Here is a 12,660-nt window from a genome sequence, read left to right on the forward strand (position 1 = left end):
GTTTCATATCAACGTGTCTCGAGCCTTCCTGTTCTCGAAGTTGTCCGTTTTGTCTCTGGTTATCGAAAGTTTGTTCGATTAAACTTTGAGCATGGACAGTCGGGATGCGTGGCAGCTGGATGGTGAGGGCCTCAAGGGTGAGGTTCTGGATCTGGTGCGTGTCCGGCACGAGTTGCAGTCGCGGATGGTGTTGCTGATCGTGGAGATGTTTTCCCGTGAGGTTCTTGGCGGGAAGGGTTTTCGGGCGATCGCGCTGTGGTTGCACGGGTCGACGAATCTGGAGATCGGTGAGTGCAGTCTGCTGGTCGGGTTGGCGCGGTTGTTGATGCTCGAACCCGTGGTGGGCGATGCGTTTCATCGTGGTGACATGGATGCGTTGAAAGCCCGTCAGGTGGCGTCGTTTTGTCAGCATCCGCCGAAGAACATGACGCCGGCGGATGTGGACAAGGCTCGCGGGATCCTGTTGGGTTTGGCGTCGAAGAAGATTGCGGATTGTGATGCGGTGCGGGCGGCGATTCGGCGGATCGAGAAGCAGTACGGCAAGCGTGAGGACGGGGTTCCGGTGGGTGAGGATGCGGAGCGTAACGAGTTCTACGCGTCGAAAGGTTTGTACGGGCGTGTGTCTGTGAAGGGTGATTTGGATGCGGTGAACGGGGCCCGTCTGATCACGTTGCTGTCGAGCCTGTCGGCTCCGACGCCGGAGAAGGACGGCGTCAAGGACACGCGTACGCCGGCATTGCGGCGGGCGGACGGGTTTTGCGAGTTGTTGCGTCGGTATGAGCGGGCGGGGTTGGGTCCGATCGAAGGCGGAGTGAAACCGCACATCACGGTGACTGCGTCTGCGAAAGACATGACCGACCTCAAAGCCTTGAAGGACCTCTTGCCGTCCAACGAGGAACTGGGTTTCGCGTGGGCGGATTGGGTGGGTCCGATCAGTATTGATACCGCGCGGATGTTGGCGTGCGACTGCACCGTCACCCGGATCCTCCTGGATGAGAGTGGTGTTCCGCTCGAGTGCGGTAAGGAAGCGCGAACGGCGACGGTGCCGCAGCGGCGGGCGTTGGCGGTGCGTGATGGTGGGTGTGCGTTTCCGGGGTGCGGGACACCATCGGGGTGGTGCGATGCCCATCATATTGTTCACTGGAACGATGGTGGCCCAACAGATCTCGACAATCTGATCTTGTTGTGCGGTCATCATCACCGGACACTGCACCACACGGAGTGGCGGGTGGAGATCGGCCCGGATCGGAGGACGGTGTTCTATCCGCCGATGTCGATCGATCTGTATCAACAGCCGATCGGCGGGAACAGCCCACCAACGGCCGCGTGAACGGACATAACTGAAAATGCCAGCGTATGCACCGAGGAAGAATCATGCCCCGTTACATGCGCTGGCATTTCGTATTCCGGAGAGTTCAGGGCAGCGACCAGAACTGAGTAGTCACGAGGTAGAAGACGACAACCCAGAACAACGTCACAGCGGCGACGATTGCCACCCCTTGTGCGTTGGTTTTTGCGACAGGAATCCCCGGAGGTGGACGCAGCCAACGGTGCAGGAGCCGATTCACGTAGTACGGCATCGTGAAGAAACTCATGATGAAGCTCGACAACAGGTTGCCGATCAACAATCCGAGCCAGAGTGGCAGCTTCAGCGGTGACAGCGCCAAAGTAAGCAAGACGACAGTCGGGTAGAGACCGACCCAGACCGCGATCGAGGTTTTTGTCTCCGAAGGTGGAGGGGCCTCGTTTCCGTTCTCGTCGAAGGCAAACCAACTGCCGAACGAATTGTCCACGGTTCGCAGTTCGAAGTCGTGAAACTTGCGGCCCTCGGCGAGAAGTTGTTGTCGCTCAGGGGAAGTCAGCCACGTATCGAGGTGGGCAGCATTGTCGAAGCGATACAGCAGGGTCCACTCATCCTGCACACCGTCGACGGGGCGAAACAGTTCGGTGCCGCGGAATCCGTCGAAAGCACTCTCCACCTCCCGAAGGCGATCCTGCCAGGCAAGGAACTCGTCGATGCTGTCGTCACCGACTCGGTGCGTCACTACGACAGTCAGCAGTGGGTCCGGAGGCCTGATCCCGCCGCTCACTACCTGCTGCGTGGCCGGGCCGTCGAAGAACTGACGACCGCTGTCGAGGTAGTCCTGCCTCGTCGCGCTGTTGATCCACGCCTGAACATGAGCGATGGAGTCGAATCGGTACACGATCACCCAATCAGGTTGGGTGGGCGTCGGAGCCGCGATTTCTGCCCCGAGGAAGCCTGCATAATCTGCGGCCGCCCGGTTGAGATCTTTCTGCCATACCTCGAATTCTTTCTCCAGTCCGGCACGCACTCGCTGGCCGATGATGACCGTCGCGGCGCTGTCCGCCGACGTGTGCGCGGTCATCGGTTCAGGCCTGTGTAGATGCGTTCCGGGGTGAGCGGTAGCGTCCGGAATCGTGACCCGGTTGCATCCTGCAGTGCGTTCGCCAATGCAGGGGCAACCGGATTGATGCAGCACTCTGCCATGCCCTTGGAGCGGAGAGGACCGACGGAGTCTGATGACTCGACGAGGATCACCTCCGTGCGTGGGATATCTGCATATGTCGGGATCCGGTAGTTACGTAGATTCGGGTTCATCATCGCGCCGTTTGCGTCTACGTGGAAGTTCTCGGTGAGTGCGAAGCCGATGCCCTGGGCGACGCCACCTTCGATCTGTCCCCGCACCTGCGCCGGATTGATGATCACCCCAGCGTCGGTGGCTTGGACGCTGTAGAGAATGCGGATCTCGCCGGTGATGCGATGGACGGCAATCCGGAAGCCATGAGTGTTGGACACCACGCTGCGCGGAGATCCGTATGCCTTCCGCGCCTCGGTGAATCGGATCCCGCGCGGGCGCGCGGCCTCGAGTATCTCTTGCAGTGTTAATCGAGTACTACCGCAGACGATCTTGTCGTCGTCCATCGAGCACTGGTCAATCGACACGCCGGTGTGGTGCGCGGCGAAGGCAAGTAGGCGATCGCGGAGCGCATTCGACGCGCGAAGTACCGCGTTCCCAGCGACAAACAGGCCGGCGCTGGCGAAAGCGCCTGTGTCGAAACCGGTTCGGTCGGTGTCCGACTGAATGATTCGTACACGCGACGGAGTTGTGCCCAGCTGATTTGCGGCGATCTGCACGTGGGCCGTAGAAGTTCCCTCACCGAATTCGACTGTGCCGATGGCAAGTTCGTATACACAGTCTTCGCCGAGGGTGAGCCAAGCCTCGGAAATGTGCTCGGTGGGTGGCGCGGTCTCATGTAGTGAACTGGCGGTACCGGTGCCGATCAGCCAATCGTCTCCGAGCGAGGGAACCGGTTGGCGCTTCAACGCGGTGTCGATCAGATCGATGCATTGCCCCAGTCCGTCTTCGGTGAAGATCACGTCGTCTGGGCCGTCTTCGAGTGCGATCAGCGAATCGCCCGGTCGGACGATATTGCGTCGACGCAGTTCGAGCGGATCCATGTTCAGCGCGACGGCCAATTCGGTCATGGCCGATTCCACGGCAAAGGCCGGTTGCGTCATCCCGTACCCACGCAGAGCGCCGCTCGGGACGTTATTGGTGTACACGGAATACGCATCGAACTTCTTGTTGGCGCAGCGGTAGAGCGATACTGCCGCGCCGCCGGCAAAGAGTGTCTCTCCACCGTGGTTTCCGTACGCACCGGTGTTCGAGATGTTTCGGTACTGAAAGGCTGTGAGGGTTCCGTCCGACTTGGCGCCGAGCTTGATCGTGAGCTTCATCGGATGACGCGGCGACGCGGTGGTGAACTCTTCTTCTCGGGTGAACTCGAGGCAGACGGGACGACCGGTGTCGAGGGTGGCGAGCGCCACCAGATCCTCGCTGATCACTTCCTGTTTTCCTCCGAACCCGCCGCCCACGCGTTTGCAGAACACGCGTAGCTGATCCGGGCGGAGGTCGAAGAGATGGGCGAGTTTGACCTTGGCGATGGAGGGGGACTGCGAACTTGTGCGAACGTGAAGGCGTCCGTCTTCCATCCAGGAGATCGAACCGTGCGTCTCGAGGTGCGCGTGCTGAACCCGCGGCGAGAAGTAGGTGCCTTCGTGGATGACGTCGGCCTCGGCGAACCCGGCCTCGACGTCGCCCACATGACCGTGAAGTTCGAGCAGGATGTTGTGCTCGGGATCTCGAACAAAGGGATCGTCGGATCCGTGCAGGGCTGGAGCGCCGTCGGCCATGGCCTCTTCCGGATCGAACACGGAAGGCAGGATCTCGTAATCGACCTTCACCTTCCGACGGCCTTCTTCCGCAGCGACGACGGAGTCGGCGAGGACGGCCACTACACGCTGACCCACGAACCGCACGACGTTGTCGAGAATGTAGGTGTCGTCCGGATCGACAAGGTGGTCGGTATGTATTGCCGTGGTGAAGAGCTTGCGCGGCACGTCTTTCCAGGTGTAGACGCGATGGACACCGGGGACGGCGAGCGCCTCGGTGGTGTCGATGGAGGTGATGCGGGCATGTGCGTGAGGCGAGTGCAGCACTTTCAGGTGCAGCATGCCGTCGATGGCGGTGTCCATAGTGTATTCGGCTCGGCCGGTCACCACGTCGGTGGCCGCCGGCGCCCCGACGCTGGTTCCGACGGCCTGTCCCGGGAGGGCAACTTCGATAGCACCGACACCGTTGACCGCGTCTTCGATGGATCGGTAACCGGTGCAGCGGCACAGGTTTCCCTTGAGCGCTCGCGGCAAGTCTTCTTTCTGCGCGTCGGTGAGCGCCGCCGAGGTCATGATCATCCCGGCGGTGCAGAACCCACACTGAAAGCCGGGTGCATCCCGGAACTGCTGCTGAATCGGATGGAGATCTTCGGGCGTGCCGAGTCCCTCGATCGTGGTTACCGCGCGACCGTCGGCGCGAAAGGCGGGCGTGATGCAGCTGTGTATCGGTGTTCCGTCGAGCCACACTGTGCACGCCCCGCAGTCCCCGCCGTCGCACCCCTTCTTCACCCCGTGGTGTCCGAGGTGCCGAAGAAACGTCCGGAGACACTGTCCCGGGAACGGCTCCTCGTGGAACTGCCGGTCGTTCACCGTGTAGCTCATGACTGGCTCCCCGTGAGTTCGTTTCGGAGCTCGTCGGCGTAGTGGCGGGCGAGGTGGAGGCGGTGGTCTGGGGTTCCGTTGGGATCGTCGAACCAAATGTCGGCCGAAATGGAGTCGACGGCTCGTCGCAGAGAGTGCTCGTCCGGCATGGTGTCGAACGTCAGCCGGATCGGATGGGTGGTGCCGGCGGTGATGGTGAGGTGAAAGTCGTCGGCGCCAGGAGTCTGCGTCGCGATCATGAAGATCGTCGAACGGCCGAGGTGCGTGAGACTGAAGCGGCGGTGGGCGTGCCGTTTGGTGAGTGCGTGCACCGGGAACTCGATGCTCCGAAGGACTTCGCCCGGCTCCAGGACATTCTGGTGGTCACCGGTCACGAAGTCGCACGCGTCGACGGTCCTCACTTTTCCGTCGGTAGCCCATAGTGTGAACGAAGCCTCGAGTGCAACTGCCAGGGTGATCATCGGTCCGGCCGGAAGCGACATGCAGATGTTGCCGCCTACGGTGGCCGAATTCCACACCTTGAAAGACGAGAGGAAGTACTCGCAGCTGACGCGAATAAGTGGACTCGCACGCCAATTGTCCGGCGGGACAAACGCATACAGTTCGGCAACGGTGCACGTAGCTCCGACACCGAAATGAGTCGGGCCGACCTCCAGTGGTGTCCAACCGAGCGCGGTGAGGTCGACCAGTCGACGCGTGTCGGGTTGTTCTGCTGAGAACAGCCACGTTCCTCCCGCGAGCCAGGCGTCGCCGGGACGCCACACGTCCCCTGGGCGATCCGGTGGTCGGCGTATCACGTCGGTAATGGTGGTGATGTCCATGCGCCTGCTCCCCTCGGGGGATGTGTCTTCTCGGAGTGGGACATTACCGAGGTGACGAGACGCATTCACACTTTTAGTACATATCGGGCACGCGAAACATGAGCGATACGTACGTGACATCGACTGGTGGGGCGGTGCATGCGCTTGCCGATTCTGGGTACGACTGCTTGAGAGGCGCGATCAGCCTCTTGCTTTCGCGCTGTTGATTCGGACGCGGCTACGCACTCGGCGGCCGCGGAGATCATGCGGGGCGGGGCGCTGTGAAACCCTTCGAGGTAAGTCGGACCGACCCTTCTGATGAGACGCTCTTTCCGCTCTCGGCCGCCCAACGGGCAACCTGGTTCGCTCAGCAATTCGATCCCGAAGTCCCGATTCTGATAGCGCACTACGTGGAGCTGCGCGGCGAACTCGACGTCGAACTGCTGGATCGCGAAACGCGAGCGGTGGCATACGAGTTTCAATCTCCTTTGCTCAAAGTGATCGAGATCGACGGTCAACCGATGCAGTACGTGGACGAGACATCTGAGATCACCGTCCGTCTTGTCGACCTCCGTGGGTCCCCCGATCCGATCGAGGATGCCCTCGGGTGGATGCGCCGAGATTGCCGGACACAGCTCGACCTGGCAGTTGACAGAATTGTCGAGACCGCTGTGCTGCGCGTGGGCGACGCGCACTATCTGTGGTACAGCCGCATCCATCATGTTGCGCTCGATGGTTTCGGTGCCATGACCATGATGAACCGCATTGCGCATCGGTACTCGGCCTCGGCGGCGAGAAAGGACTCGCAGCCGAGTCGTGCCGCGACACTCCGGACGCTGTACGACATCGACGAGCGGTACAGAATGTCGGATCGATTCGCCGCCGACCGGGAGTACTGGGCTGAGCGCAATACCACCCTCGCCGGATCCAGCCTGGCGGAGGCTTCTGGGCCCGCGCAAACCGAGAGCCGACTCGAAAGCACACTGATGTCGGACCGAAGTTGTGCCCTTCTCTACGAATCCGAGAACCACGCTGCACCGGTCATCGCTGCGCTCGCGATGTACCTCGCGCGGATGACGGCGAAAGAGACTGTCCAGATTCATGTTCCGATGTCCGGACGGACTACGGCGGTGCTGCGGGACTCGGGCGGCATGATGGTGAACGTCACGCCACTGCTCATCCGTGTCGCAGCGGTCGACACCGTCGGTGAACTGTTCGCCCAGGTCCAACATGAGCTCATGGGTGCATTGCGGCACCAGCGCTGCAGCCTCGACGACATCCGTCGGGACGCAGGCGTGACGAGCGGTCTGGAAGGCGAAGACTCATATGCCGGGCCCATGGTCAACGTCATGCTGTTTCGCCAGGAGGTGCAGTTGGGCGAGGTGGTTGGGGAGTATCACATCGTCACCTCCGGGCCGGTGGACGACCTTCTGGTCAACGTGTATCCGAGCGGCGACAGGCTGCGTGTCGACTTCCGGGCAAACCCGATCCGATACGAGGAGGCGGGTTTACGCGAGCACCACCGGAATTTTGTCGGCTTGCTGGAAGAGTTGATCGCGTCTGATTCCGGTGCCGAACTCGCAGACATTCACAGCCCGACGGCCCGGGAGGGCGAGCGACGACAACGCGAAGTGCGGCACCTCGAATATTGGAGACACGAGCTCACCGGCGCGCCCGAACTTTTGCAACTTCCCTTCGATCGACCCAGGCCTGCAACGCAATCGCTGGAGAACGGACGGGTTGAGGTCCTGATCGCCGCCGACACCCACGCGCGGATCACGGCGATGGCGAGTGATCTCGGGACGGACACTCGTGCGGTCTTACATGCAAGCTTTGCTCTCCTGGTGAGCCGGTTGTCCGGTGCTTCGGATGTTGTGATCGGTACGCCCGCGGGATCCGACGCGAACATCGTCGCCATCCGGAGTCGCGTCGATCTGGAGACGCCGTTCACGGCACTCTTGGGCAGTGCCGTCGAGGTCCGAAGTAATGCGCTGCTGCACAGTGGGATACGGCTCGAGCAGGTGGCGGAATCGCTCGAGGTGGAGGATGTACCTGCGTATGCGCCGGTGATACAGGTGACGTTCGAGTCCGTCGCCAGCGCTGACGAGCACCCTCCCGACCTCGGCCGCTTCGATCTCGGAGTGTCTGCAGTCGAGACTTTCGACGAGGTGGGTACGCCGTCCGGAATCACGGTGACGCTCGCGTTTGCCACCGACCTGTTCGACGCCGAGACGGTACGTGGCCTCGGTTTGCGGTTCGCGCGCGTCCTGGAATCCGTCACCACAGATCCGACAATGATGGTCGGCGACATCGATATCTTGTCCGACGACGAGCGATCCGCGATACGGCCTGTCCGCGGTGACCCGCGCGCTTCGCATCGCACCCTGGCCGATTTGTTCGACGGTGCGGCGCGCACACACCCCGACGGCGTGGCCCTGTCGTATCTCGATGCCGAGTTGACGTATCGAGAACTCGACGAGCGTTCGTCGAAGTTGGCCCGAGAATTGATCGACCGCGGCATCGGTCCGGAAAACAGTGTGGCGCTGGGTTTGACGCGTTCGATCGAATCGGTTGTCGCGATGTTGGCGGTGACCAAAGCCGGCGCGGCATTCTTGCCGGTGGATCCGACCTATCCGGATGAACGTGTTCGCTTCATGCTGACCGATTCCGGCGCCGTACTGGGGCTCACGGTCGTCGCGGAACTTCATCGCTTGCCGGATTCGATTTCCTGGATAGCAATCGACGACGCTGAGTTCCGTGGCCGACTTGCACGGTTGTCCGTGCGCTCCATCTCCGATGTCGATCGGGTGCGCCCGATCCGGCCCGACAATCCCGCATACGTGATCTACACGTCCGGGTCCACCGGACTCCCCAAGGGGGTGACGGTCTCGCATCGTGGACTGGAAGCGCTTGCTGCCGAACAGCGTTCGCGGTTCGGTGCGACCCAGGATGCGCGAACGTTGCACTTCTCGACCCCGAGTTTCGACGCCTCGATTTTCGAATACCTGCTGGCTTTCGGTGCCGGAGCGACCATGGTGATTGCACCGAGCACGATCTACGGCGGTGACGAGTTGTCTCGCTTCCTCGAATCCCAGCGTGTCACGCATGGTTTTGTCACTACTGCGGCGCTCGGAACAGTTTCTCCCGAGGGCCTTTCGGACTTCGGCGACGTGGTGGTCGGTGGTGAGGCCTGTCCGCCGGATCTTGTGCAGCGGTGGGCTCCCGGCCGACGGCTGTGCAATGCATACGGGCCGACCGAGACCACCGTCATGTCGAACATAGGCGAGCCGATGGTGTCGTCGGAGTACATCACAGTGGGCGGTCCGCTCCGCGGTTTCGACGAGATCGTGCTCGATCAGCGATTGCACCTCGTCCCCGACGGTGTTGTGGGCGAGCTGTACATCTCGGGAGACGCGCTCGCACGCGGCTACCACCGAAAGTATGCGTTGACGGCAGAACGATTCGTGGCAGACCCCTTCGGCCACCCGGGCCGGCGGATGTATCGAACGGGGGATTTGGTGCGGCGGCGCCGTGGCCGTGCACTCGAGTACGTCGGCCGTAGTGACTTCCAGGTGAAAGTTCGCGGATTCCGTATCGAGCTCGGGGAAATCGACAGCGTCGTGCAGTCGTGTCCGCAGGTCGAGAATGCAGTCACCGTGGCGCGTGCGGCTCCCTCCGGTACAACGATGATCACCACGTACGTCGTGCCTGCCGGCGGAAGTGCGCTCTCGACGGCCGAGCTGACGCGGTACGTCGCGAGCCGTGTTCCGTCGTACATGGTTCCTGCGGCATTTGTTCTACTCGACGAGTTGCCGGTAACTCCGGCGGGAAAGGTCGATCGCGCTGCCTTACCTGCACCTCGGTTCGATGCTCGGTCGGACGACTTTCGACCGCCCGAGGGCGCTGAGGAACTAGTGCTCGCCGAGATTTTTGCCGATGTTCTAGGCGTCGAGACGGTGGGTGCGGGTGACGACTTCTTCGAGCTGGGCGGGAACTCACTGATTGCCACGAAGCTGATCGCTCGAGTAAATGCCGCTGAAGAAATCGATTTCGGGGTGCGGACTTTGTTCGAAGCACCGACTATCGAATCATTGGCCCGTCACGTGCGGGATGCGAAGTCATCCCGCGTTGATCGCACGCGTTCGAAGCGTCCAATCCTGCAGGCACATTCGTACAGGGACAAGATTCCGGTGTCTGTGGCACAACGACGCCTGTGGTTCGTCAATCAGTTCGACACGTCGTCCCCGGCCTACAACATTCCGATGGTGGTCCGACTGTCAGGTGCCTTGGATGTCGCTGCGATGCAGCGCGCGGTGGGAGATGTTGTCGATCGGCATGAATCGCTCCGTACCGTCTACCCGGCGTCGGTCGACGGCCCACATCAGGTAGTAGTGCCTTCGGAACGCGTGACGTCGAAGATCGCGTGGGAAGTATCCGTGGACGAGGAAGCCTTGGACTGGCGCATCGCCGATCTCGCTCGCGAGGGGTTCGACGTGAGCGCGAACGTGCCCCTGCGCGGCTCCCTTTTTCGGGTCACGCCGGACGATCATGTCCTTGCGCTGGTAGTTCACCATATTTCGGCGGACGGAGCATCCCTCGAGCCGCTGGCCCGAGACCTGACCCGCGCCTACGCGGCGCGGGCTGCGAAACGGGCACCGGACTGGTCGCCTTTGCCTGTGCAGTACGCCGACTACAGCCAATGGCAGATCGAACTGCTCGGCAGTGACGACGATCCGGACACTCTCGAGGCGAAGCAGTTGGACTACTGGACGTCCACCCTGGCCGGTCTACCTGACGTGATCGACCTTCCGCTGGATCTACCGAGACCGGCGGAACGATCCATGCGCGGTGAATCGGTCCGATTCTCGGTGCCCGCAGACGTGCACAGTGAACTCCTCGAACTCGCTCGGAATCACAACACGACACCGTTCATGGTGATGCACGCAGTGCTGGCGGTTCTGTTGGCACGGCTGAGCGCCTCGCCGGACATAGCGATCGGGACTCCGGTAGGAGGGCGCGCCGAGCAAGTCCTCGACGATCTGGTCGGGATGTTCGTCAACACGGTCGTCCTGCGAATCACCGTTGACACCGCCGCGACTTTCGAGGAGATCCTTGCACGAACTCGCGAAGTCGATCTGGCAGCGTTCGGACAAGCCGAGGTGCCGTTCGAGCGAGTCGTCGATGCAGTTGCGCCGGAGCGTTCGTCATCTCGCTCACCGCTCTTCCAGGTTCTGTTGGAATTCCAGAACACCGCAGATCCCCACCTCGAACTACCCGGACTGGGTGTCGATGTTGTTCCAGTCGACGTCGGTGTCGCCAAATTCGACTTGCAACTGTCGCTCTCCGAGCAGCGTGGCAAAGACGGCGTCCCCATGGGTTTCGATGCCGCCTTCACCTATGCCTCCGATATCTTCGAGCGCACCACAGTCGCCGAGTTCGGCGAGCGTTTCGTCCGCCTCCTCCGGTCGGTCGTGTCGGATCCGACAGTGCCAGTAGGGGATACGGAAATTTTGGGCGCGCCCGAGCGTGGGTTGGTGGTGGGTGGTTGGGATGGTGTGGGGGTTGTGGTGGGGGGTTTGACGTTGGTGGATGTGTTGGATGGGCGGTTTGCTGGTGTGGGTGGTGGGGGGTTGGTGTGTGGTGGGGTGGTGTTGTCGTGGGGTGAGTTCGATGTTCGGGTGAATCGTTTTGCGCGGTTGTTGATTTCGTTGGGGGTGGGTCCGGAGTCGCGGGTGTGTGTGGCGTTGTCGCGGTCGGTGGAGTTGTTGGTGGCGGTGTTTGCGGTGGTGCGGGCTGGTGGGGTGTTTGTTCCGGTGGATGTGGGTGCGCCGGTGGAGCGGGTGGGGTTTGTGGTGGGGGTGGTGGATCCGGTGGTGGTGTTGTCGCGGGTTGGTGATGGTGGGTGTTTGCCGGTGGGGGTGGGGTTTGTTGATGTGGGTTGTGTTGATGTTTCGGGGTTTTCGGGTGGTCCGGTGGGGGGGGGGGATCGGTTGGGGGTGTTGTTGCCTGAGCATGCGGTGTATGTGATGTTCACGTCGGGGTCGACGGGTCGTCCGAAGGGGGTGGTGGTGTCGCATGCGGGGGTGGTGAATCGGTTGTTGTGGATGCAGGGGGAGTTTCCGTTGGGTGTGGGGGATGTGGTGTTGCAGAAGACGCCGGTGTCGTTCGATGTGTCGGTGTGGGAGTTGTTTTGGCCGTTGATGGTGGGTGCGCGGTTGGTGGTGGCGGATCCGGGTGGTCATCGTGATCCGGTGTATTTGGTGGGTGTGATCGAGCGGTGGGGGGTGTCGGTGGTGCATTTTGTGCCGTCGATGTTGGAGGTGTTCGTGGGGGAGTTGAGCGTGGGGGAGTTGGGGGTGGGGTGTTCGGGTTTGCGTCGGGTGTTTGTGTCGGGTGAGGGGTTGTCGTCGGTGTTGGCGGGGCGGTTTGCGGGGGTGTGTGGTGCGGAGTTGGTGAATTTGTACGGGCCGACGGAGGCGTCGGTGGATGTGACGTTTCATGTGGTGGAGGGTGTTGTGGGGGTGGGTGTTCCGATTGGTCGGCCGGTGTGGAATACGCGGGTGTTGGTGTTGGATTCGCGGTTGCGGCCGGTTCCGGTGGGTGTGGTGGGGGAGTTGTATGTGGGTGGGGTGCAGGTGGCTCGGGGGTATGAGGGTCGTGTGGATTTGACGGTGGGTCGGTTTGTGGCGGATCCGGTGTCGGGTGTGGTGGGTGCTCGGGTGTATCGGACGGGTGATGTGGTGCGGTGGGGGTGTGGTGGGGTGTTGGAGTTTGTGGGGCGCA

General features: G+C 61.8%; 5 protein-coding genes. 2 read left to right on the top strand and 3 right to left on the bottom strand.

Annotated features, from left to right (window positions below; translation table 11 throughout):
- Positions 1-91 precede the first annotated feature (91 nt).
- Positions 92-1,330: an HNH endonuclease signature motif containing protein gene (locus QRN54_RS19065; RefSeq protein WP_285182801.1), complete on the top strand. Its 1,239-nt coding sequence runs from the start codon at positions 92-94 to the stop codon at positions 1,328-1,330.
- Positions 1,331-1,415: 85 nt separating this feature from the next.
- Here the strand turns inward: QRN54_RS19065 and QRN54_RS19070 are convergent, their stop codons facing one another.
- Genes QRN54_RS19070 through QRN54_RS19080 form a run of 3 tightly spaced genes read right to left on the bottom strand, consistent with a single transcriptional unit; the run spans position 1,416 to position 5,898 of the window.
- Positions 1,416-2,387, bottom strand: coding sequence for an antibiotic biosynthesis monooxygenase (locus QRN54_RS19070; RefSeq protein ID WP_215515940.1), 972 nt, complete (start codon positions 2,385-2,387; stop codon positions 1,416-1,418).
- Positions 2,384-5,077: a molybdopterin-dependent oxidoreductase gene (locus QRN54_RS19075; protein WP_285182802.1), complete on the bottom strand. Its 2,694-nt coding sequence runs from the start codon at positions 5,075-5,077 to the stop codon at positions 2,384-2,386. Before QRN54_RS19075 ends, QRN54_RS19070 begins: the two co-directional genes overlap by 4 nt.
- The gene (locus QRN54_RS19080; protein ID WP_050655355.1) at positions 5,074-5,898 is read right to left on the bottom strand and encodes an FAD binding domain-containing protein; all 825 of its coding nucleotides are present in this window, start codon (positions 5,896-5,898) and stop codon (positions 5,074-5,076) included. Before QRN54_RS19080 ends, QRN54_RS19075 begins: the two co-directional genes overlap by 4 nt.
- 260 nt (positions 5,899-6,158) lie before the next feature.
- Between QRN54_RS19080 and QRN54_RS19085 the strand changes: the two genes are divergently transcribed.
- The coding region (locus QRN54_RS19085) for a non-ribosomal peptide synthetase (protein ID WP_285182803.1) at positions 6,159-12,660 on the top strand (6,502 nt) is incomplete at its 3' end.

The sequence above is a fragment of the Rhodococcus sp. MEB032 genome, from assembly GCF_030208925.1.
GTDB lineage: Bacteria > Actinomycetota > Actinomycetes > Mycobacteriales > Mycobacteriaceae > Rhodococcus_F > Rhodococcus_F qingshengii.